We start from the raw sequence: 22,115 nt of genomic DNA, 5'->3' as shown, positions 1-22,115 counted from the left end.
TCAGTCGATTCCGCCCGTCAGGGTCGTCTGCTCAGCATAGTCGAGGTGCTTGACCAGCTGTCCGCGCAGCCTTGTCCTGACCTCAATGAGTTCGATCGGACCTGCCAGGTCGCGCAGCTGGGTCATGGCCAGCCCCGCATACCCACAGGGGTTGATTCGGCGGAATGGCGCAAGGTCCATGTCCACGTTCAGGGCAAGGCCGTGGAACGAACGGCCATTGCGGATTCGAAGGCCAAGGGACGCGATCTTCGCGCCATCGACATAGACGCCCGGAGCGTCGGGTTTGGCCACCGCCTGCACGCCATAGCTGGCGAGCAGGTCGATGAGGGTCTGCTCGATACGGCTGACCAGCTCGCGCACGCCGATACTCAGGCGGCGCACATCCAGCAGCAGGTAGGCCACCAACTGGCCGGGGCCATGGTAGGTGACCTGGCCGCCGCGGTCGGTCTGCACCACCGGTATCTCGCCGGGGATCAGCAGGTGTTCGGCCTTGCCGGCCTGGCCCTGGGTGAACACCGGAGGATGCTCGACCAGCCAGACTTCGTCCAGGCTGTCCGGGCCACGCTGCTCGGTAAAGCGACGCATGGCCTCCAGCACCGGTTCATAGGGCTGCAGGCCAAGATCGCGAAAACCGAGGCAAGCAGGCATCACAGCACCATTTTCACGATGCCGGTAGCGCGCAAGGCGCTGTTGATGTCGTGCAGCTGGTCCTCACCGGTGGCAACGATATGCAGTTGCACCGTGGTGTACTTGCCTTCCTTGCTCTGGCGTTCGGCCAGCGTCGAGAGGTCGACCTTGGCGTACTTGCTGAGAATCTCGATTACCGTGTCCTTGAAACCGACAGCGGTGTCACCGATCACCTTGATCGGGTAATCCTCGCAGGGGAATTCGATCTTGTGCGACTTGACGTCTTCTTCGCTCATGGCGGAAACGGCCTCGTAAGCCGTGGCAGCAGCGCCCCCGCCTGGTTCACGGGGGCGTGCAAGTCACGTATCAGTTGAACAAACCGTAGAAGAACAGGCGGATGCTGTCCCACATGCGGCCGAAGAAACCTGCTTCCTCGACGCCGTCCAGGGCGATGAGGTCGGCACTGTGAACCACTTTCTCATCCAGTTTGACTTCCACTTTGCCGATCACGTCACCTTTGGCGATGGGCGCGGTCAGTTGCGGGTTCATGGTCATCGAAGCCTGGAGGCGTTTCAATTGGCCTTTAGGCATGGTCATGGTCAGGTCGTTGGCCAGGCCGGCTTTCACCTGGTTGGTCGCGCCTTTCCATACCGGAGCTTGAGTCAGCTCGGTGCCTTTCTGGTAGAAGGTCTGGGTTTCGAAGAAGCGGAAACCGTAAGTCAGCAGCTTCTGGGTCTCGGCGGCCCGCGATTGCTCGCTGTTGGTACCGAACACCACGGCGATCAGACGCTGGCCGTCACGCACGGCTGAGGCGACCATGCAGTAGCCGGCTTCGTCGGTGTGGCCGGTCTTCAGGCCGTCGACAGTCTTGTCGCGCCACAGCAGCAGGTTGCGGTTAGGCTGCTTGATGTTGTTCCAGAAGAACTCTTTCTGCGAATAGATGGCGTAGTGCGCCGGATCCTCGTTGATGATCGCACGCGCCAGCAGGGCCATGTCATGGGCCGAGGAGTAGTGCTCCGGGTTCGGCAGGCCGGTGGGGTTCATGAAGTGGCTGTTGGCCATACCCAGGTCGGTGGCGGTCTTGTTCATCATGTCGGCGAAGGCATCTTCGCTGCCGGCGATGTGCTCGGACAGGGCGACCGATGCATCGTTGCCGGACTGGATGATGATGCCGTGCAGCAGGTCGCTGACGGTCACCTGGCTGCCGACCTTGATGAACATGCGCGAACCGCCGGTACGCCAGGCGTTCTCGCTGACGGTCACCGGGTCGTTCTCGCCAATCTGGCCACGACGGATGTCCAGGGTGGCGATGTAGGCGGTCATCAGCTTGGTCAGGCTGGCTGGCGGCAGGCGCTCGTCACCGTTGTTCTCGACCAGCACGTTGCCGCTGGACGCGTCCATGAGTACATAGGACTTGGCGGCCAGTTGCGGTGGTGCCGGCATCATCTGCTCCGCTGCGAAGGCAGCAGGGGTGATCAGCAGCAGAACAGGCAGGCAAAGTCGTTTGGCAAGGTTGGTGATGTTCATCCGTCTCTCGTAAATCGCTAATGGTCTGATGTTCCGTGGGCAAGTTCATTTGCCCAGCGCCCCGTCAGTCTAGTTTTATGGCCTGTGGCCTGGCCCCAAAAGTGCGGCGTAATGCCGCTGCGGGCAAAAGCGGCATTGTACATACCTGCGACCGGCAATTCATGAACAAACCGACAGGTCGGTGTGCTGATTCATTGCGGGGCATGCCCGCTCCCACGCCGTTCGGACCACCTGGCATGGGCGCGGGTTCGCTGCGCGATGCTGCTCAGTCAGTCACGACTTTCGCCTGGCCGAGATTGGCCAGGCGAATGCTGTCCTGGGCCTGCTGGATCTCACCCTGGCTGCTGATCGGTCCCAGGCGTACACGGTGCAGGGTCTGCTGGTTGCGCACGACGGAGCTGATGAATACCGGCGCGCTGACCATGGTGCTCAGCTTCGAGCGCAGCAATTCGGCGGCGTCCGGGTTGGCGAACGCGCCCACTTGCAGGATGCTGCCGCCGCTGGCGTTCGGCACATTGTTGCCGCCCACCTGCACCGGCACTACTGGCGCCGCGTGCTGCTGCGGCGGCGGGGTCCACTGCTCGACGCGCCCGGTGCTGGCGGCGATCGGCTGGGCCTGGGCCACCTGCGGCTCCTTGAGCACCATCGGCGGCTGCTGGCCACGCTGGGCCCACCATTGCTGCGGGTCGATGCCCTCAACGCGCACGTGCGCGGTGCCGCTTTCGGCATAGCCGAGCTTCTTCGCAGCAGCGTAGGACAGGTCGATGATACGGTCGGAATAGAACGGGCCACGGTCGTTGACCCGCAGGATCACGCTGCGCCCGTTAGCCAGGTTGGTTACCCGCACGTAGGCCGGCAGCGGCAGGGTCTTGTGCGCCGCGCTCATGCCGTAGAGGTCATAGAGCTCGCCGTTGGCCGTGTTCTGGCCATGGAACTTGGTGCCGTACCACGAAGCGGTACCCTCGGCGCGGTAGTTGCGCGAGTCCTGCATCGGGTAGTAGGTCTTGCCCAGCACCGTGTAAGGGTTGGCCTTGTAGTTGCCGGTGTGCACGGTCGGGGTGGCGTCGGGGATCTTGTTGACGTCCACGTCCCACCAGGGCGCGCCGTCTTTGTGGGCACGGTTGATGTCCAGGCCCGGTTGCGCACGCACGGTGTTGCCGCTCTGCGGGGTGGAGGGCCGACTGGACGAGCAACTGGCCAGCACCAGGCCGACGGCGACGCAGGTCAGCAGTTTTGCGGCATTTGCAGTGAAGAGTTCGCGCATTTACTTGACGCCCCGTGCCAGAACCAGCTGTTCCGAAAGCTGATGCACCGCCATGGCATACATCACGCTGCGGTTGTAGCGAGTGATCGCGTAGAAATTCTTCAGGCCCATCCAGTACTCAGGGCCGTATTCACCTTCCAGGCGGAAGGCGGTGACCGGCAGATCATCGCGCAGCGCATCATGACTCGACCAGCCCAGCGCCCGCAACTGCGCGACCGTCTTCACCGGCTCGATGCCGCTGGTCAGGCCTTCGTCGGCGCGCTCGCCACGCACGGTGGCACGGCTGACCACAGGCTCCCCGGCCACCCAGCCGTGGCGCTTGAAGTAGCTGGCGACGCTGCCTATGGCATCGTCCGGGTTGTTCCAGATGTTGATGTGCCCGTCGCCGTCGAAGTCCACGGCATAGGCGCGGAAGCTGCTCGGCATGAACTGCGGCAGGCCCATGGCACCGGCGTAGGAGCCCTTGAGCGTGAGCGGGTCGAGTTGCTCTTCGCGGGCCAGCAGGAGGAACTCGCGCAGCTCCTTGCGGAAGAATTCGGCGCGCGGCGGGTAATCGAAGCCCAGCGTGGACAGCGCGTCGATCACGCGGTAATTGCCGGTATTGCGGCCGAAGAAGGTTTCCACCCCGATGATCGAGACAATGACCTGCGCCGGCACGCCGTATTCCTGCTCGGCGCGGGCCAGCACGGCCTCGTGCTGGCGCCAGAAGTCCACGCCACGAGCGATGCGCGCATCGGTGATGAACATCGGGCGATATTCCTTCCACGGCTTGACCCGTTCGGCCGGCCGCGAAATCGCGTCGAGGATCGCCTGCTTGCGCTGCACCTCGCGGAACACAGCCATCAGTTGCTCGCCGGCAAAGCCGTAGTCGCGAGTCATCTCGCCAACGAACTCGACCACTTGCGGCGAGCCGTCATAGTCACCGGCATCAGCCTGCTGGACTGCGCCAAGCAAACCCAACGCGCCGAACCACGGCGCCAGGCGGGCAGCCCAGCCACGCACTGCTTGCATGAAATTCTTCACCTTTTTCAAACCTGTGCGATCCATTTGCGGTGCGTATGGATCGACATCAGAACGCCAAACGCTGACAGCAGCGTCACCAACGAAGTTCCGCCATAGCTGATAAAGGGCAGCGGCACGCCCACCACGGGCAGAAGGCCGCTGACCATACCGATATTGACGAACACATAAACAAAGAAAGTCATGGTCAGGCTGCCCGCGAGCAGCTTGCCGAACAAGGTCTGGGCCTGGGCCGTGATCATCAGCCCGCGACCGATCAACAGGATGTAGATCAGCAGCAGCAGGCAGATGCCGACCAGGCCGAACTCTTCGCCGAGCACGGCGATGATGAAGTCGGTGTGGCTCTCGGGCAGGAAGTCCAGGTGCGACTGGGTGCCCAGCAGCCAGCCCTTGCCGAACACACCGCCCGAACCGATCGCCGCCTTCGACTGGATGATGTTCCAGCCGGTACCCAGCGGGTCGCTTTCCGGGTCGAGGAAGGTCAGCACGCGCTGCTTCTGGTAGTCGTGCATGACGAAGAACCACATCGCCACCGCCACTGGCACCGCCGCCGCGATCACACTGACGATCCAGCGCCAGCGCAGCCCCCCCATGAACAGCACGAACGCTCCCGAGGCCAGGATCAGCAATGCCGTACCCAGGTCAGGTTGGCGCACGATGAGGATGAACGGCATGCCGATCAGGATCAGGCTGATCGCCACATGCTTGAGGTGTGGCGGCAAGGTGCGTTTGGACAGGTACCAGGCGATGGTCGCCGGCATGATGATCTTCATGAATTCCGATGGCTGGAAGCGGATCACCCCGGGAATATTGATCCATCGCGTCGCGCCCATGGCGTTGTGGCCCATCACGTCCACAACGATCAACAGGAACACCCCTGCCAGGTAGGCCAGTGGCACCCAACGCGCCATGAAGCGTGGCTCGAGCTGGGCGATGATGAACATTGACACCAGCCCGATGCCGAACGAGCTGGCCTGCTTCATCAGCAGGTCCCAGTTCTTGCCGCTGGCCGAATACAGTACGAACAGGCTGCCGGCGGCGAGCGTCAGCAGGATAAGCAGCAAGGGGCCGTCGATATGGATGCGCTGCAGGAAGCTGGCGCGCCTGCGCATCACGTCCTCGCTGGAGAGCATGCGGTCGAAGTTGTTCTTCACGGGGCCGATTCCTGGGCGACTGTGGCAGGGGCGAACTCGGGCTTGAGCCGGCCATTTTCGTCAAGCAGCCAGGCATCCATGACCTGACGTACCACGGGGGCGGCGACGCCGGAACCGGACTCGCCGTTCTCGACCATCACCGAGACCACGATCCTGGGGTCGTCGGCCGGGGCGAAGGCGACAAACAGGGCGTGGTCGCGGTGGCGTTCCTGGAGCTTGTTGCGGTCGTACTTCTCGCCCTGCTTGATCGCCACCACCTGGGCGGTACCGCTCTTGCCGGCGATGCGGTACTGCGAGCCAATGGCGGCCTTGCGGGCGGTCCCGCGGGCGCCGTGCATCACCTGCTCCATGCCGTGGGTGACCCTGGCCCAATCGGACTTGTCGCGCAGAACAATGTTTTCCATGGGGTTCTCGTCCACCGGTGGCTGGCCTTCTATGGTCTTGGCCAGGTGCGGGCGGTTCCACACGCCTTTGTTGGCGATCAGCGCGGTGGCCTGGGCCAGTTGCAGCGGCGTGGTCTGCATGTAGCCCTGGCCAATGCCGAGAATCAGGGTTTCGCCGGGGAACCAGGCCTGGCGGCGGGTGGCGCGCTTCCATTCGCGGGATGGCATCAAGCCGGGCGACTCCTCGAACATGTCCAGGGCGACTTTCTGCCCGATACCGAACTTGTTCATGTAGCTGGACAGCCGGTCGATGCCCATCTTGTGCGCGAGGTCGTAGAAGTACGTGTCGTTTGACCGCATGATTGCCACATCCAGATCAACCCAGCCATCGCCGCTGCGGTTCCAGTTGCGGTATTTGTGATCGTAGTTGGGCAGTTGGTAGTAACCCGGGTCGAACACCCGGCTGCCCGCCGTTACCACGCCACTGTCGAGCCCGGCGATCGCCACCGCCGGCTTGATCGTCGAGCCCGGCGGGTAGAGGCCGCGCAGCACGCGGTTGAACAGCGGCCGGTCGATCGAGTCGCGCAGTTCGGCGTAGGCCTTGAAACCGATACCGGTGACGAACAGGTTGGGGTCGAAACTCGGCTGGCTGACCATCGCCAGCACTTCGCCGGTGCGCGGTTCGAGGGCGACGATGGCGCCACGGCGCCCGCCCAACGCCTTCTCGGCGGCTTCCTGCAGCTTGATGTCGAGGCTCAGGACAATATCCTTGCCCGGCTTCGGATCGGTGCGTTTGAGCACCCGCAGCACCCGGCCCCGAGCATTGGTCTCGACTTCCTCGTAGCCCACCTGGCCATGCAGTTCGTCTTCATAGAAGCGCTCGATGCCGGTCTTGCCGATATGGTGGGTGCCGCTGTAGTTCACCGGGTCGAGGGTCTTGAGTTCCTTCTCGTTGATCCGCCCGACATAGCCCACCGAATGGGCGAAGTGCGCGCCCTGGGGATAGTGGCGAACCAGCTGCGCCGCCACCTCTACCCCAGGCAGGCGGAACTGGTTGACCGCGATGCGGGCGATCTGTTCTTCGTTGAGCTCGAACAGGATCGGCACCGGCTCGAACGGCCTGCGCCCCTGCTTCATGCGCTTTTCGAACAGGGCACGGTCGTCAGGGGTGAGCTCGAGCACCTCGACGATCACGTCCAGCACTTCCTGCCACTTGCCAGCATTGCCGGCGCGCTCGCGGGTCATCACCAGGCTGAAGCTGGGGCGGTTGTCGGCCACCACCACACCGTTGCGGTCGAAGATCAGCCCGCGGGTCGGCGGGATCGGCTGCACATGCACCCGGTTGTTCTCTGACAGCGTCGAGTGATAGTCGTACTGGATGACCTGCAGGTAATACAGCCGGGCGATCAATACGCAGACGAGCAGCACCACCGCCACGGCGCCCACGACGACGCGGTTGCGCACCAGGCGGGCGTCTTTCTCGTGGTCCTTGAGGCGGATCTGCTGCGGCATCGGACAGGCTTACAGGTTCATTTGTGGTAGGGATGCCCGGACAACACGGTCCAGGCGCGGTAGATCTGCTCGCCGATGAGTATCCTTACCAACGGGTGCGGCAACGTCAGCGGCGACAGCGACCAGCGCTGCTCGCTGCGTGCGCAGACTTCCGGCGCCAGCCCTTCCGGGCCGCCCACCATCAGGTTGACCGTACGCGCATCCAGGCGCCAACGGTCCAGCTCGCCCGCCAGTTGCTCGGTACTCCAGGGCTTGCCATGGACCTCGAGGGTGACGATGCGTTCCCCAGGCTGCACCTTGCTCAGCATCGCCTCGCCCTCCTGACGGATCAGGCGGGCGACATCGGCGTTCTTGCCGCGGGTGTTCAGCGGGATTTCCACCAGCTCCAGCGCAAGCTCGGGGGGCAGGCGCTTGGCATATTCATGCCAGCCTTCCTCGACCCACTTGGGCATGCGCGAGCCGACCGCGATCAGACGCAGACGCACGGCGCTTCCTTATTCCCGGTCTTTGAGCTTGTCGGTGAAGTAGTCGCTGGCGTTTTCCGGGCTGTGGTGCTTGGCATCGGCGGCACGGCTCTGCTCGGCGCCCAACCACAGGCGCTCCAGGTCGTAGAACTGGCGGGCAGCGGCAGTCATCATGTGCACGATGACGTCGTTCAGGTCCAGCAGCACCCAGTCGCTGTCGCCCTTGCCTTCTTCACCCAGCGGCTGTGCGCCTTGTTTCTTGACCGCTTCACGGACCTTTTCCAGCATCGCGTTGATCTGGCGGTTGGAGGTACCGGTGGCAATGATCATGTAGTCGGTCAGGCTGTGCTTCTCACGCACGTCGATGACCTGGATGTCCTGGGCCTTGACGTCCTCCAGAGCCGTGATGGTCAGTTTGACCAGCTCTTCGCCACTGATGCCATTGATTTTCTGCTTGCTCATATAAAACTCGTTCAACTCGTTGGATGAGGCGCCCACTGGCGCCGTCAGTTGGACACACGATACAGGTCGTGTGCCTCGATATAGGCCAGTACTGCGTCCGGCACCAGGAACCGCACCGACTTGCCGCTGGCCAGCAGCTGTCGGATTTGCGTGGCGGACACCGCAAGCGGAGTCTGCCAGACGAACGAAATGTGCCCCGCCGGGCCGGACATGGCGGTGGGATCGCTCTCCGAGCGCGCCGCCAGCAGGTTGCGCAGCTCGTCAGGGGGTTCGACATCGGCATCCGGGCGTTGCAGCACCAGGATGTGACAGTGTTGCAGCAGCTCTTCCCAGCGATGCCAGCTGGGCAGGCCGCAGAATGCGTCCCAGCCCAGCACCAGGAACAACTGGTCGTGCGCGCTCAGTTCGCCGCGGATCGACTCCAGTGTATCGATGGTGTACGACGGCTTGTCGCGGGCCAGCTCGCGGGCATCCACGCTCAGGCGCTCGACGCCCTGCACGGCGCCGCGCACCATGGCCAGGCGATCCTGCGCGGCCACCAGCGGGGTGTCGCGGTGCGGCGGCCGGGCGTTGGGCAGCAGGCGCAGTTCGTCCAGGCACATGAATTCGGCCACTTCCAGCGCACTGCGCAGGTGACCGATATGCACCGGGTCGAAGGTGCCGCCGAGAATGCCGACGCGCCGGACTGCGACAGGGTTGCTCAACTCAGCACGGCTCCTGGCCGCGCAGCTGGCCATCGCCGATCACCACGTACTTTTCGCAGGTCAGGCCTTCGAGGCCGACCGGGCCGCGGGCATGCAACTTGTCGGTGGAGATACCGATTTCCGCGCCCAGGCCGTATTCGAAGCCGTCGGCGAAGCAGGTCGGGGTGTTGAGCATGACCGATGCCGAGTCGACCTCGGCCATGAAGCGCCGGGCCTGGCCCTGGTGCTCGGTGATGATCGAATCGGTGTGGTGCGAGCCGTAATGGTTGATGTGCTCGATGGCCTGCTCCAGGCCGTCGACAACGCGAATCGACAGGATCGCGTCGAGGTATTCAGTGTGCCAGTCGTCTTCGCTGGCTGGCTTGGCGGCGATGAACGCCCGGGTGCGCTCGCAACCGCGCAGCTCGACGCCCTTGTCCTGGAAACGGCGGGCCATTTCCGGCAGGAAGCGCTCGGCCACCGACTGGTCCACCAGCAGCGTCTCCATGGCGCCGCAGATACCGTAACGGTAGGTCTTGGCGTTGAAGGCAACGCGCCAGGCCTTGTCCAGATCGGCGTGGGCATCGACGAAGATGTGGCAGATACCGTCCAGGTGCTTGATCACCGGTACCCGGGCATCGCGGCTGATGCGTTCGATCAGGCCGCGGCCGCCACGGGGCACGATGACATCGACGAATTCCGGCATGCTGATCAGCGCGCCCACGGCTTCGCGGTCGGTGGTCTCGACCACCTGCACCACTGCCGGCGGCAGGCCGGCCTCGGCCAGGCCCCGCTGGATGCAGGTGGCGATGGCACGGTTGGAATGGATGGCTTCGGAGCCGCCGCGCAGGATGGTGGCGTTGCCCGACTTCAGGCACAGGCTGGCAGCGTCGATGGTCACGTTGGGGCGCGACTCGTAGATGATGCCGATCACCCCCAGCGGCACGCGCATCTTGCCGACCTGGATCCCCGACGGGCGGTAGCTCATGTCGCGGAGTGCACCGACCGGGTCCGGCAGGCTGGCCACCTGGCGCAGGCCGGTGATCATGCCGTCGATGCGCGCCGGAGTAAGCGCCAGGCGCTCGAGCAGCGCGGGTTCCAGGCCGTTCTTGCGGCCATTGGCCAGGTCCTGTTCGTTGGCTGCGGTGAGCGCGTCGCGGGCCGCGTCGAGAGCGTCGGCGGCGGCCTGCAGGGCGCGGTTCTTCTGCGCGGTGCTGGCACGGCCGATCACCCGCGAGGCCTCACGGGCGGCGCGACCCAGGCGGGTCATGTAGTCAAGAACGGACTCGGTCATGGGTTCGGTGTCTTGGCAAAGGGGAAATCGGCTGATTATAACTGGAGCGCTCGGGTACGCCCAGCGGCGGGTGGCGGATGGTAGAAAATGGTTGCCGCCGATACGTAGGAAAGATGTAACCACCCGTATCGAAACACACCTCAGCGTCATCGCGGGGCAAGCCCGCTCCCACGCCCTACGGGGCATGCAGCCATTTGCGTGGGAGCGGGCTTGCCCCGCGATAGCGTCAACTTGATTCAGCCTCGATTAAGCCATTCATTGCTATCATCCCCGCCTTCACAGCCACGAACCGCCCGTATGTCCGCCCCAGCCCCCTGCCCGGCCCGCGCCCTGCCCGACAGTTTCTTCGATCGCGATGCGCAGACCCTCGCCCGCGACCTGCTGGGCAAGGTCATCCGTCACCGCCATGGCGACCTCTGGCTGGCGGCGCGCATCATCGAAACCGAGGCCTACTACCTCACCGACAAGGGCAGCCATGCGTCCCTGGGTTTCACCGAGAAGCGCAAGGCGCTGTTCCTCGATGGCGGGCATATCTACATGTACTACGCCCGCGGCGGCGACTCACTGAACTTCAGCGCCCAGGGCCCGGGCAACGCGGTGCTGATCAAGTCCGCCTACCCCTGGATCGACGCCATCTCCGACGCCAACAGCCTGGCCCGGATGCAACTGAACAACCCCGACGCCAGCGGCAACCTGCGCCCTCCCGAGCGCCTGTGCAACGGCCAGACCCTGCTGTGCCGGGCCATGGGCCTGAAGGTGCCGCACTGGGATGCCCGGCGTTTCGACCCCGAGCATCTGTACGTCGAAGACTGCGGCATCAAGGTTCCCCGGGTGATCCAGACCACCCGCCTGGGCATCCCCCATGGCCGCGACGAACATTTGCCCTACCGCTTCGTCGATGCCGATTACGCCCGCCACTGCACCCGAAACCCGCTGCGACGCGGCCAGGTCGAAGGGCAAGACTTCTTCATGCTTGAACAAGGAAACTGAACCATGGGCCAATGGCTGGACAGCCTGACCACCTGGCTTGGCGCCAACCCTCAGTGGCTGGGCCTGGCAATCTTCCTCGTGGCCTGCGTCGAATGCCTGGCCATCGCCGGCATCATCGTGCCCGGCACCGTGCTGTTGTTCGCGGTCGCCGTGCTGGCCGGCAGCGGCACCTTCAGCCTGGGCGAAACGCTTTTGCTGGGTTTCCTCGGCGGCATGCTCGGCGACGCAATCTCCTACGCCATCGGCAAGTACTTCCACCAGAACATCCGCCGCCTGCCGTTGCTGCGCAGCCACCCGGAGTGGATCGGCAGCGCCGAGGCGTACTTCCAGCGCTATGGAATCGCCAGCCTGCTGGTCGGCCGCTTCATCGGCCCGCTGCGACCGATGCTACCGATGGTCGCCGGCATGTTCGATATGCCCCTGCCGCGCTTCATCGCGGTGAGCCTGGTGGCTGGCGCCGGCTGGTCGGTGGCCTACCTGCTGCCCGGCTGGGCCACCGGCGCGGCGATGCGCCTGCCACTGCCGGAAGGGTTCTGGCTGGACGCGGGGATTGTCATGGGCACCCTGGCGGTGCTGATCGGCCTGAGCCTGAGCACCAGCATCCGTGATCAACGCCACGGCACCCGCCTGATCGCCGCCCTCAGTGGCCTGGCGGTAGCCGCGCTGTTCATCGGCTGGCGCTACTTGAGCGAATTCGACCAGGGCGTGATGACCCTGGTGCAGGAGCACCGCAGCCAGGCCATCGACGGCGCCGTGGTGGTGATCACCCGCCTGGGCGACTTCCGTACCCAGTTCTTCCTCGGTGGCCTGCTCACGGGCCTGTTGCTGCTGGCCCGGCAATGGCGCCACGCGCTGTTCGCCGGCGCGACACTGATCGGCACAGCCCTGGCCAACGGCACGCTGAAATGGTTGTTCGCCCGCGCCCGCCCCGAGGTGCTGACCGACCCGCTGACCAGCTACAGCATGCCCAGCGGGCATAGCTCGGCATCGTTCGCCTTCTTCCTGGTGCTGGCGGTGCTGGCCGGGCGCGGCCAGCCGCCGCGCATGCGCCTGACCTGGGTGCTACTGGGGTGCATTCCGGCCCTGGCCATCGCGCTGTCGCGGGTATACTTGGGCGCGCACTGGCCGACCGATATCCTCGCCGGCGCGCTGCTGGCATGCTGCATGTGTGCGCTGAGCCTGACCCTGGTGCAATATCGCCAGCCGCTCACGGCGCTGCCGCAGCGGGTATGGTGGCTGGTATTGCCAGCGTGCATCGCGTTGCTGACGTTCTTTGCCCTGCACGCGCTGCCCAAGGCGTTGCTGCGCTACCAATACTGACGGCCAGCACTTGGTAGCCCGCTCCTACCAAACATCGGAGCGGGCCTGGACGGTTCAGGCGAATAGTTCGCCCTGGATCCGCTCCAGTAACGCCTGGATCGCCTCCAGCCTGAGCTGGGGCGAATCGATTGCCAGCAGGTCGAGCTTGTCCTCTTCCACGAACGGCAACAGGTAGGCCAACTGGTTGGCCAACGCCTGTCGCCCGTCGACATCCCGCGGCATGTCCAGCGCCTCGACCATCGGGTGTTCACCCAGGGCCAGCAGCAGCGCCAGCAGGTCATCGTCCTGCTCCTGCAGCGGCCCATCCGCCAGTTCCGACAGCCACTGTACCTCGCCGACCATCAACTGGTCCTTCTGCACCTCGGTGCGCTCGACACGAAAACGCCGCACGCCTTCGACGCGAATGCCCAGCAGACCGTTGTCCTGCTGCACGAAGTCGCGGATCAGCGCCTCGCAGCCGACCGACGCCACCACCGGCGCCGCCTTGCCCACCTGCTCGCCTTCCAGGATGCATACCACGCCAAAGCCTTCACCCTGCTTCATGCAACGGCCGATCATGTCCAGGTAGCGCGCCTCGAAGATCTGCAGATCGAGCAGGCAACCGGGGAACAGCACGGTATTGAGGGGAAACAGCGGTAATGTCATCTCGATTCCTCAAGCCACCAGGCTGACCGCCAACGGCAGGAACACCGCCGTGGCCACCCCCATCAGGCTCATCGCCAGCGCGGCGAAGGCGCCGCATTCGTCACTTTCCTGCAAAGCCACCGATGTGCCCACCGCGTGAGCGGTGACGCCCAGCGCCATGCCCCGGGCCTCGGGGCTGAGCACGCCGAAGCGGCTTAGCAGCGCCGGGCCGAAGATCGCACCGATCACCCCGGTGATCAGCACGAACACCGCGGCGAGGGCCGCCACACCACCAATCTGCTCGGCCACCAGCATGGCAATCGGCGAGGTGACCGACTTCGGCGCCATGGTCATCAGGATCATGTGCTCGGCGCCAAACCACCAGCCCAGCGCCAGACACGCCACGGTGGCGAACAGGCCTCCGATTACCAGCGTAGTAAATGTCGGCCAGAACAGCTGGCGGATCCGCCGCAGGTTCAGGTAGAGCGGCACCGCCAAGGCCACGGTGGCCGGGCCAAGGAGGATGTTCATGATCTCGGTGCTCTTGCGGTACTCGGCGTAGTCGATGCCGCAGACAAGCAGGATGCTGATCACCCCCAGCATCGACACCAGCACCGGTTGCAGGAAGATCCAGCGGGTCTTTTCATAACCTGCCAGCACCAGCTGGTAGGCGGCCAAGGTGATGCCGATGCCGAACAGCGGATGGTGGATGACCGCGTCGAGCGCGCCTTGCCAATCGAGGGTCATGGCTGCTCCTCGTGCTTGCCCTGGCGCTGGATGAGTTTCTGCATCAGCACGCCGACGAACACCAAGGTCGCCAGGCAGGAAATCAACAGCGCCCCGACGATGGCCCAGAAGTCCGCCGCGATGTCCCTGGCATAGACCATCACCCCCACCGCCGGCGGCACCAGCAGCAGCGGCAGGTAGCGCAGCAGGCTGCCAGCGGCCTCGTTGAGCGGCTGGCCGACTTCGCCACGAACCATCAGGAACACCAGCAGCAGCAACAGGCCGATGATGGGTCCGGGCAGGATGTGCAGGAACAAATGGTTGATCGCCGTTCCCAGCAACTGGAACAGCACCAGCCAGGTCAGACCACGCAACAGCATAGGGACCTCCGTCAGAACATGGCGGCCATTATAAGCACGCTAAGCAATTGCCTATAAGGCGATATTCGGCGAAAAACGGGCAACTTGACTGAAACGGTGCAGCGTGCTGATCTTGAACATTCGTACCAAATGACAATCTGGAGATGTCGCGATGCCCTATGTACCCGTTACAGAGCTTTCGCAGTACGTTGGCAAGGAGCTGGGCCGTTCCCAATGGCTGAAGATCGACCAAGAACGCATCAATCTGTTCGCCGAAGCCACCGGCGATTTCCAGTTCATCCATGTCGATCCGGTGAAAGCGGCCAAGACCCCGTTCGGTAGCACCATCGCCCATGGTTTCCTTACCCTGTCGCTGATCCCCAAGCTGATGGAAGACATTCTCGTGCTGCCCGAAGGGCTGAAGATGGTGGTCAACTACGGCTTGGACAGTGTGCGTTTCATCCAGCCGGTGAAGGTCGACAGCCAGGTACGACTCAAAGTCGACCTGACCGACGCCACCGAAAAGAAGCCCGGGCAATGGCTGCTCAAGGCCACGGTCACCCTTGAAATCGAAGGCGAAGAGAAGCCGGCCTACATCGCCGAACCACTGTCACTCTGCTTCGTCTGATCACCACACCGCGCCTGGTGCAGACGCACGGGGCGCGCAGCGCCCCAATTCACGGCCTGGCGTATTCTGCGGCATACTCGGCGCATCGTTTTCCCCGGAAGCCGCCATGCGCCCCCTGCTCCCTCTCACCCTGATCCTGCTGCTCGCCGCTTGTGGCGAAGGCGAATCCCTGTCTCCGCCGGACGCGCGCCTGCCCGATGGCGGTCGCTACCGTGGCCAGGTGGTGAACGGCCTGCTGCAGGGCGAGGGGCGTATCGACTACCCCAACGGCAGCTGGTACGCCGGCAACTTCAAGGATGGCCAGTGGCACGGCCAAGGTGAATGGCATGGCAGCAACGGCGAGGTCTACCGTGGACAGTTCAGTGAAGGCCTGTTCCAGGGCCTGGGCGACCTGACCACGCCCGGCAGCCACTACGCCGGCACCTTCAAGCATGGCCGCCGGGATGGCGAAGGCACCCTCAAGCAACACGACCAGACCTACCGCGGCCAGTTCAAGGACGACCAGTACGAAGGCGCGGGGCAGTTGGAGCTGGCTGACGGCAGCCGCTACCAGGGCCTGTTCGCCAAGGGCAAGCCGAACGGTGCCGGGGTACGCAGCGATGCCAGCGGCAACCAGTTCAGCGGCCACTTCATCGAGGGCCAACTACAGGGTGCCGGCACCTACGACAGCGCCGACGGCGAACAGTACATCGGCGAGTTCAAGGACAATCGCCTCGAGGGCCGTGGCCGCTACGAGAGCGCCGAAGGCGACGTCTGGATCGGCGACTTCAAGGACGGATCGCTGGCCGGCCAGGGCGAACTGCTGGGCAGCGATGGCAGCCGCTACAAGGGTGGCTTCCGTGACTGGCGCTTCGCTGGCACCGGCACCTTGCAACTGGCCGACGGTAGCCAGTATGTCGGCGGTTTCGCCGACCATGCCTACCACGGGCGTGGCAAGCTGACCCACCCGGATGGTCGCAGCGAAGCCGGCACCTGGGTCAACGGCGTGCGCGTGCGCGACGCCCAGGGCAAGCTTTTGCCCGACCCGCTCGACCTTGCCCTGCTCAACCAGGGCAAGCTGCTGGCCGACGCCCTGGCCAAGGTGCCGGCGTCGATCCCGCCGGTGCAGCTGTACAGCCTGGTGGTGGCCGGCGACGGCCAGCAGAGCGTGTTCCTGCGCGAAGCCGACTATGTCAGCAACATGCTCAAGGTGCGTTTCGGCGCCCATGGCCAGGTCACCCTGGTCAACCACCGCGACCACCTGGCCGATCGGCCCATGGCCACCCGCGAGAACCTCACCCGCGCCGCCCGCACCCTGGCCGAGCGCAGCGGCCCCGAGGACCTGGTGTTCATATACCTGACCAGCCATGGCAGCCACGATCACCAACTGGTGCTCGACCAGCCACGCCTGCAACTGGCCGATTTGTCCGCCGACGAGCTGGCCAGCGCCCTTGCCCCGCTGAAGGACCGCGACAAGGTGATCGTCATCTCCGCCTGCTATTCCGGTGGCTACATCGCCCCGCTCAAGGACGACCGCACCCTGGTCATGACCGCCGCCCGGCCTGACCGGGTGTCATTCGGCTGTTCGGAAGAGGCCGACTTCACCTACTTCGGCGACGCCCTGTTCGCCCAGGCGTTGAACCAGACCGACGATCTGAAACAGGCGTTTGAACTGGCGCGGCAAAGCGTTGCCGAACGAGAACGAAGGGAAGGTTTCGAAGCCTCTGAGCCGCAGCTCTGGGCGCCGCCGGCGGTGATCAGCCACTGGCAGCGTCTGCGCCGCCAACAAGCCGAGCACGCCCTGCGCAATGAAGCCCAGCCAGCTTCGGGGGATCAGGCAAAAAACCCTGGTGCCCACTAAGCTGTGTAGTAACGAGGGAGAGACACCATGTACCTGACGCCTCAGCATGTCCTGCTTGCCGGTGCCACAGGTCTGACAGGTGAACACCTGCTCGACCGCCTGCTCAACGAGCCCACCATCAGCCGCGTGCTGGCGCCCACGCGCCGCCCGCTGGCCGAGCATCCGCACCTGGAAAACCCGGTGGGTGACCCGGCCATGTTTCTTCCCCAACTGGCCGGCCGTGTCGACATCGCCTTCTGCTGCCTGGGCACCACGCTAAAGCAGGCCGGCTCCGAGACGGCCTTCCGGGCCGTGGACCTGGACATGGTCGTGGCCTTCAGCAAGCGCGCCCGGGAGTTGGGCGCCCGCCATCTGCTGGTGATCAGTGCCCTTGGCGCCGATCCGAAGTCATCGATCTTCTACAACCGGGTCAAGGGCGAGATGGAGGAAGCGCTCAAGCAGCAGGATTGGCCGCAATTGACCATCGTGCGGCCTTCGCTGTTGCTGGGCGAGCGGATCGAGCCACGCCTGGCTGAACGGATGGCGGCACCGTTCGCCCGCCTGATCCCGGGCAAGTACCGCGGCATCGAGGCCTGCACCCTGGCCCGGGCGCTGTGGCGCCTGGCGTTGGAGGAGGAGGACGGGATTCGCGTGGTCGAGTCGGACGATTTGAGAAAACTCGGCAAAAAATAGGTCGGCAATGCCGGCCTTATCGCGGGGCAAGCCCGCTCCCACGCCCTTGAGCGATAGCCCGTAGCGTGGGAGCGGGCTTGCCCCGCGATGCTTTTACAACCCACCGGTAGCGTTGAACCCCACCCCCGCCGCTGTCAGCAACGACAACGGCAGCAGCAGCGTATCAAGCAACGCGCTCCCAGGCAGGTCCAGCCCCGGATAGACCGGCGCCTCGGCCCCGAACCGGTCCTCTGGGCAGCACCCGCCATTGATCACGTACAGGTCAAGCCGTGTCCCGGCATACACCACCGGCGCCCCGGGCTTGTTGGCATCCAGGGTGCGCACCGTGGCGCAGCCACCGAGCTGGGCCAGCATCAGCAACCCCAACACCAGCCGCCTCAATCATCGACCCCATGATGATGCTCGCCCCAGCGCGGCAGCATGTCCTGGGGGATGTTCAGCAGGTTCAGGATGCGTGCCACGACAAAATCGACCAGGTCGTCGATGGTCTGCGGCTGATGGTAGAAGCCCGGCGCCGCCGGCAGGATCACCGCGCCCATCCGCGACAGCTTGAGCATGTTCTCCAGGTGAATGGTCGAGAATGGTGCCTCGCGCGGTACCAGGATCAACTGCCGACGTTCCTTCAGGGTTACGTCGGCGGCCCGCTCGATCAGGTTGTTGCAGGCACCGGTGGCGATCGCCGACAGGGTGCCGGTGGAGCATGGCACCACCACCATCGCCGATGGCGCGCCGGAGCCCGAGGCCACCGGCGACATCCAGTCCTCCTTGCCATACACGCGGATCTGCCCGTCGGCCGCACCGGTGTACTCGGTCAGGAACGCCTGCATGGCCTGTGGCTTGGCTGGCAACACCACGTCGGTCTCGGTGGCCATTACCAATTGCGCGGCCTTGGAGATGAGGAAATGCACCTCGCGGTCCTCGCGCACCAGGCAGTCAAGCAAGCGCAGGCCATATTGCACCCCAGAGGCGCCGGTCATGGCCAGGGTGATGCGCTCCGGGCCGCTCACTTCAGCGCCTCGGCCAGCTTGCCGTGCAGGCCGCCGAAGCCGCCGTTGCTCATGATCACCACATGGGTGCCTGGGCGGGCCTGGCCCTTGATCCGTTCGATGATCGCCTCGAGGCTGTCGGCCACCACACTCGGCACCTTGCACTGCGCGGCGGTGCCGGCCAGGTCCCAGCCCAGGTTGGGCGGTGCGTACCAGATCACCTGGTCGGCGTCGTTGACGCTTTCCGGCAGGCCGTCGCGGTGCGCGCCCAGCTTCATGGAGTTGGAGCGCGGCTCTATCACCGCGATCACCGGCGCCTCGCCAACGCGTTTGCGCAGGCCATCGAGGGTGGTGGCGATGGCGGTCGGGTGGTGGGCGAAGTCGTCATAGATGGTCACACCCTGAACCTCGGCAACCAGTTCCATGCGGCGCTTGACGCTCTTGAACGCGCTCAGGCCTTCGATACCCATGGCCGGCGCGACGCCGACATGACGGGCGGCTGCCAGGGTGGCCAGGGCGTTGGCGACGTTGTGCTGGCCGGTCAGCGCCCAATCCACCACCCCCTGCGCCTGGCCTTCGAAGAGCACTTCGAAGCGCGAGCCATCGGCGCTGAGCAGGCGCGCCTGCCACTGGCCACCCTCGCCCGTGGTCTGCACCGGGGTCCAGCAGCCCATGCCGATGACGCGCTCCAGCGCCTGCTCGGTGGTCGGGTGAATGACCAGGCCCTCACTGGGAATAGTGCGAACCAAGTGGTGGAACTGCCGCTCGATGGACGCCAGGTCGGGGAAGATGTCCGCGTGATCGAACTCGAGATTGTTGAGGATCGCGGTACGCGGATGGTAGTGCACGAATTTGGAGCGTTTGTCGAAGAAGGCGCTGTCGTACTCGTCGGCCTCGACAACGAAGAACGGCGTATCGCCCAGGCGCGCCGACACCGAGAAGTTCTGCGGCACGCCGCCGATCAGGAAGCCCGGGCTCATGCCGGCGTGTTCCAGCACCCAGGCCAGCATGCTGCTGGTAGTGGTCTTGCCATGGGTACCGGCCACGGCCAGCACCCAGCGGCCCTGCAGCACATGGTCGGCCAGCCACTGCGGGCCCGATACGTACGGCAGGCCCTTGTTCAGCACGTACTCCACCGCCGGGTTGCCCCGCGACATGGCGTTGCCGATCACCACCAGATCCGGTGCCGGCTCCAGCTGGGCCGGGTCGTAGCCTTGGGTCAGCTCGATGCCCTGGGCTTCGAGCTGGGTGCTCATCGGCGGATAAACGTTGGCGTCGGAGCCGGTGACACGGTGGCCAAGGTCCTTGGCCAGCACCGCCAGCGAACCCATGAAAGTGCCGCAAATACCGAGAATATGAATGTGCATGATCGACCTCGCAAAACGTCGAGGCAGGGTAGCGTAGGCCGAGAAAAATCGCACACGCTGTTTCGTTCAGCAGACCTTGGCTATGCCATGTTTGCGCAGTTTTCGATACAGGGTGTTGCGGCTGATGCCCAGGTGCTCGGCGACGCGGGTCATGTGCCAGTGGTTTGCCTCCAGGGCGCTGAGCAAGGCTTGGCGTTCAGCATCCCCAAGACAGACACGACCATCGCGGGAGCGGCGGTGCGCCGATGCGACTTGCCCCGCGATGGCGTTGGCAGGGCCCGCTGCCACGTTGCATACCATTTGCGGGAGGTCCGGATACTCGATCCGCCCTTCCTCGCACAACGCCACCAGCGTGCGCAGCACATTGCGCAACTGCCGCACGTTCCCTGGCCAGGCAAAATCCAGCAGCGCCTGCCGTGCCTTCGGTTCGATTTCGACGACCTGCCCTTCGCCCTCCTGTGCCAGCAGGAAATCCAGCAGCTGTGCCTTGTCGCTGCGTTCGCGCAACGCCGGCAAGGCCACCTCCAGGCCGTTGAGCCGGTAGTAAAGGTCTTCGCGGAACCCGCCTTGCGCCACCCGGTCCAGCAGGTCACGGTGGGTGGCGCTGATGATCCGCACATCCACCGCCTGCGGCTCACCACCGATCGGCACCACCTGGCGCTCTTCCAGTACCCGCAGCAAGCGAGTCTGCAGCGCCAACGGCATGTCGCCGATCTCGTCCAGCAGCAAGGTGCCGCCATCGGCCTGCAGCAGCTTGCCGCGCATGCCTTCCTTGCGCGCACCGGTGAAGCTGCCGCCGCGATAGCCGAACAGCTCGCTCTCGATCAGGCTCTCCGGGATCGATGCGCAGTTGATCGCCACGAACGGCTTGTCATGGCGTGCGCTGGCCTGGTGCACGGCCTGGGCAAAAGCTTCCTTGCCGCAACCGGTTTCGCCGCGCAACAGCAGCGGCACGTCACGTTCGAACACCCGCACGGCGCGGCGAAAGTCCTCGCGCAAGGCCGGATCGAGCAAGCAGATGCCCGGCGCAGCGGTCTGGGGCAAGGCCACCGGCACCGACCACACCGGTGCCCGCGCCTGGCCGCGCAGGCTGGCGAATACCTGGCGACCGTCGCGGGTATACAGCGGCCACGCGCTGCTGCCCTGGGGCGTGGCGCGGCTGAACAATTCGTCGTGGCTGCAGGCGAAGAACCTGTCCAATGGCTTGCCCAGCACCCCACCACGGATAGTACCCAGCAGGTTCAACGCGCTCTGGTTGGCGGCGCAGATCCGCCCGTCGCCATCAAAGGCCAACAGGCCCTCGCTGAACAGCCCGACCGACTCGGCCTGCAGGTGGAAACGCAGCAGCCATTGCTGCTCGAAGTGGCGCAGGAAGTAGCAGCTCTCGATCATCTTCGCCGACAGGTTGACCAGCGCCATGGTGTGGAACTGGCTCTGGCGCGAGACATCGGGCCGCGCCGACGACACATCGAGCACCGCCAGCAACTCGCCGTGTGGGTCGAATACCGGGCTGGCCGAGCAGGTCAGCCCGGTGTGGCGGCCACGGAAGTGTTCGTCCTGGTGAATGGTCAGGGCCTGGCGCTCGACCAGGCAGGTACCGATACCGTTGGTGCCTTCGCGGGCCTCGCTCCAGTCGGCGCCGAGCCACAGCCCGGCACGCTCGAAGATGCGCCGCTCGCTGGGCGCGGTGACGCAGTTGAGGATCACCCCGCGAGCATCGGTCAGCAGCACTGCATGCCCGGCACCGGACAACTGCTGGTGCAGGCTGTTCATCTCGTTGTCGGCGATCTGCAGCACCTGGCGCAGGCGCTCGCGGCTCTCCAGCAGGCGGCCGTGTTCGAGCACCACCGGTGCCTGGACCCGCGCGGGGTCGAGGTGGTAGTCCTCCAGGCAACGTAGCCAGGAGCGGGCGATGGACGGGTCGCTGCCCGGCCCGCTGGTCTGGCCTTGGGCGACCGTGAGCACTTGCTGGGCATGGCGGCTGAACGGATTGCTCTGCATTTCTTGTTGTTCTCCGCAGATAGAGCGTGCCGTCAGCATCCTCCAGGCGTGAACGCTTTGCAACGTTGCACCGACCCTGCGGTCACGGCCTGTGTCGCAAAGGGTACAAAGTGTCACCCTGGCCGTGCCGAGGCTGGCACAGGTCATTTCGATAGCGGCGTCGCCCTTGACCCAAGTCATTGATACACAAGGGCCTCCAGGCGCTGGCCCGA

23 protein-coding genes are annotated in these 22,115 nt (G+C 64.8%); 5 read left to right on the top strand and 18 right to left on the bottom strand.

Annotated features, from left to right (window positions below):
- The 11 genes from lipB to DFS21_RS22315 form a co-directional block, all read right to left on the bottom strand.
- Positions 1 to 648 (bottom strand): lipoyl(octanoyl) transferase LipB, encoded by a 648-nt coding sequence (gene lipB / locus DFS21_RS22365; protein ID WP_110703220.1) that lies wholly within the window; start codon positions 646 to 648, stop codon positions 1 to 3.
- On the bottom strand, positions 648 to 923 hold the full coding sequence (locus DFS21_RS22360) for a DUF493 domain-containing protein (protein WP_110703223.1): 276 nt from the start codon (positions 921 to 923) through the stop codon (positions 648 to 650). The genes lipB and DFS21_RS22360 overlap by 1 nt, the downstream gene beginning before the upstream one ends.
- Before the next feature lie 70 nt (positions 924 to 993).
- Positions 994 to 2,154: a D-alanyl-D-alanine carboxypeptidase family protein gene (locus tag DFS21_RS22355; protein ID WP_046857279.1), complete on the bottom strand. Its 1,161-nt coding sequence runs from the start codon at positions 2,152 to 2,154 to the stop codon at positions 994 to 996.
- 265 nt (positions 2,155 to 2,419) lie between these two features.
- Entirely contained in the window at positions 2,420 to 3,418 is a 999-nt protein-coding gene (locus tag DFS21_RS22350; protein ID WP_046857280.1) for a septal ring lytic transglycosylase RlpA family protein, read from the bottom strand.
- Positions 3,419 to 4,429 carry a lytic murein transglycosylase B gene (gene mltB, locus DFS21_RS22345; RefSeq protein WP_111533197.1) on the bottom strand — a complete coding sequence of 337 codons (1,011 nt, stop codon included), beginning with the start codon at positions 4,427 to 4,429 and terminating at the stop codon, positions 3,419 to 3,421.
- A gap of 17 nt (positions 4,430 to 4,446) precedes the next feature.
- Positions 4,447 to 5,550 carry a rod shape-determining protein RodA gene (rodA, locus tag DFS21_RS22340; RefSeq protein WP_177485983.1) on the bottom strand — a complete coding sequence of 368 codons (1,104 nt, stop codon included), beginning with the start codon at positions 5,548 to 5,550 and terminating at the stop codon, positions 4,447 to 4,449.
- Between the two features lie 38 nt (positions 5,551 to 5,588).
- Positions 5,589 to 7,487 (bottom strand): penicillin-binding protein 2, encoded by a 1,899-nt coding sequence (gene mrdA, locus DFS21_RS22335; protein WP_111533150.1) that lies wholly within the window; start codon positions 7,485 to 7,487, stop codon positions 5,589 to 5,591.
- A 17-nt stretch (positions 7,488 to 7,504) separates the two neighbouring features.
- A complete protein-coding gene (gene rlmH, locus DFS21_RS22330; protein WP_023631106.1) occupies positions 7,505 to 7,972 on the bottom strand; it encodes a 23S rRNA (pseudouridine(1915)-N(3))-methyltransferase RlmH in 468 nt (155 codons plus the stop codon).
- A 9-nt stretch (positions 7,973 to 7,981) separates the two neighbouring features.
- Positions 7,982 to 8,413 (bottom strand): ribosome silencing factor, encoded by a 432-nt coding sequence (gene rsfS, locus DFS21_RS22325; RefSeq protein ID WP_102683784.1) that lies wholly within the window; start codon positions 8,411 to 8,413, stop codon positions 7,982 to 7,984.
- Positions 8,414 to 8,457: 44 nt separating this feature from the next.
- Entirely contained in the window at positions 8,458 to 9,150 is a 693-nt protein-coding gene (nadD, locus tag DFS21_RS22320; protein ID WP_110703232.1) for a nicotinate-nucleotide adenylyltransferase, read from the bottom strand.
- Positions 9,119 to 10,390 carry a glutamate-5-semialdehyde dehydrogenase gene (locus tag DFS21_RS22315; protein ID WP_111533149.1) on the bottom strand — a complete coding sequence of 424 codons (1,272 nt, stop codon included), beginning with the start codon at positions 10,388 to 10,390 and terminating at the stop codon, positions 9,119 to 9,121. Before DFS21_RS22315 ends, nadD begins: the two co-directional genes overlap by 32 nt.
- Positions 10,391 to 10,687: 297 nt before the next feature.
- Between DFS21_RS22315 and DFS21_RS22310 the strand changes: the two genes are divergently transcribed.
- On the top strand, positions 10,688 to 11,380 hold the full coding sequence (locus tag DFS21_RS22310; protein WP_111533148.1) for a DNA-3-methyladenine glycosylase: 693 nt from the start codon (positions 10,688 to 10,690) through the stop codon (positions 11,378 to 11,380).
- Between the two features lie 3 nt (positions 11,381 to 11,383).
- Entirely contained in the window at positions 11,384 to 12,700 is a 1,317-nt protein-coding gene (locus tag DFS21_RS22305) for a bifunctional DedA family/phosphatase PAP2 family protein (RefSeq protein WP_110703241.1), read from the top strand.
- Positions 12,701 to 12,754: 54 nt separating this feature from the next.
- Here DFS21_RS22305 and DFS21_RS22300 read toward each other — a convergent pair whose 3' ends face one another.
- The 3 genes from DFS21_RS22300 to DFS21_RS22290 are packed head-to-tail and all read right to left on the bottom strand — an operon-like array spanning position 12,755 to position 14,430.
- Positions 12,755 to 13,345 (bottom strand): LON peptidase substrate-binding domain-containing protein, encoded by a 591-nt coding sequence (locus tag DFS21_RS22300; RefSeq protein WP_110703244.1) that lies wholly within the window; start codon positions 13,343 to 13,345, stop codon positions 12,755 to 12,757.
- 9 nt (positions 13,346 to 13,354) lie between these two features.
- On the bottom strand, positions 13,355 to 14,071 hold the full coding sequence (locus DFS21_RS22295) for an LrgB family protein (RefSeq protein ID WP_111533147.1): 717 nt from the start codon (positions 14,069 to 14,071) through the stop codon (positions 13,355 to 13,357).
- Positions 14,068 to 14,430: a CidA/LrgA family protein gene (locus DFS21_RS22290; protein ID WP_102683791.1), complete on the bottom strand. Its 363-nt coding sequence runs from the start codon at positions 14,428 to 14,430 to the stop codon at positions 14,068 to 14,070. The genes DFS21_RS22295 and DFS21_RS22290 overlap by 4 nt, the downstream gene beginning before the upstream one ends.
- 151 nt (positions 14,431 to 14,581) lie before the next feature.
- Here DFS21_RS22290 and DFS21_RS22285 point away from each other — a divergent pair, with 151 nt between their 5' ends.
- The 3 genes from DFS21_RS22285 to DFS21_RS22275 all read left to right on the top strand — a co-directional run bounded on the left by DFS21_RS22285 (position 14,582) and on the right by DFS21_RS22275 (position 17,549).
- Complete coding sequence (locus DFS21_RS22285) at positions 14,582 to 15,037, top strand: MaoC family dehydratase (protein WP_023631661.1); 456 nt, start codon at positions 14,582 to 14,584, stop codon at positions 15,035 to 15,037.
- A gap of 106 nt (positions 15,038 to 15,143) precedes the next feature.
- Positions 15,144 to 16,877, top strand: coding sequence for a C13 family peptidase (locus tag DFS21_RS22280; protein WP_111533146.1), 1,734 nt, complete (start codon positions 15,144 to 15,146; stop codon positions 16,875 to 16,877).
- A gap of 27 nt (positions 16,878 to 16,904) precedes the next feature.
- Positions 16,905 to 17,549 (top strand): oxidoreductase, encoded by a 645-nt coding sequence (locus DFS21_RS22275; RefSeq protein WP_110703247.1) that lies wholly within the window; start codon positions 16,905 to 16,907, stop codon positions 17,547 to 17,549.
- Positions 17,550 to 17,642: 93 nt separating this feature from the next.
- Here DFS21_RS22275 and DFS21_RS22270 read toward each other — a convergent pair whose 3' ends face one another.
- The 4 genes from DFS21_RS22270 to DFS21_RS22255 form a co-directional block, all read right to left on the bottom strand.
- On the bottom strand, positions 17,643 to 17,903 hold the full coding sequence (locus DFS21_RS22270; RefSeq protein ID WP_371926923.1) for a YceK/YidQ family lipoprotein: 261 nt from the start codon (positions 17,901 to 17,903) through the stop codon (positions 17,643 to 17,645).
- A gap of 23 nt (positions 17,904 to 17,926) precedes the next feature.
- On the bottom strand, positions 17,927 to 18,556 hold the full coding sequence (gene ubiX, locus DFS21_RS22265) for a flavin prenyltransferase UbiX (protein ID WP_110703253.1): 630 nt from the start codon (positions 18,554 to 18,556) through the stop codon (positions 17,927 to 17,929).
- Positions 18,553 to 19,902 carry a UDP-N-acetylmuramate:L-alanyl-gamma-D-glutamyl-meso-diaminopimelate ligase gene (gene mpl, locus DFS21_RS22260; protein ID WP_046857294.1) on the bottom strand — a complete coding sequence of 450 codons (1,350 nt, stop codon included), beginning with the start codon at positions 19,900 to 19,902 and terminating at the stop codon, positions 18,553 to 18,555. Before mpl ends, ubiX begins: the two co-directional genes overlap by 4 nt.
- Positions 19,903 to 19,968: 66 nt before the next feature.
- Positions 19,969 to 21,903, bottom strand: a complete 1,935-nt coding sequence (locus DFS21_RS22255) for a sigma-54-dependent Fis family transcriptional regulator (protein ID WP_111533145.1) — start codon at positions 21,901 to 21,903, stop codon at positions 19,969 to 19,971.
- Positions 21,904 to 22,115: the final 212 nt, after the last annotated feature.

Source organism: Pseudomonas sp. 2848, assembly GCF_003253945.1.
Classification (GTDB): domain Bacteria; phylum Pseudomonadota; class Gammaproteobacteria; order Pseudomonadales; family Pseudomonadaceae; genus Aquipseudomonas.
This window is presented reverse-complemented; position numbering and strand designations above follow the sequence as displayed.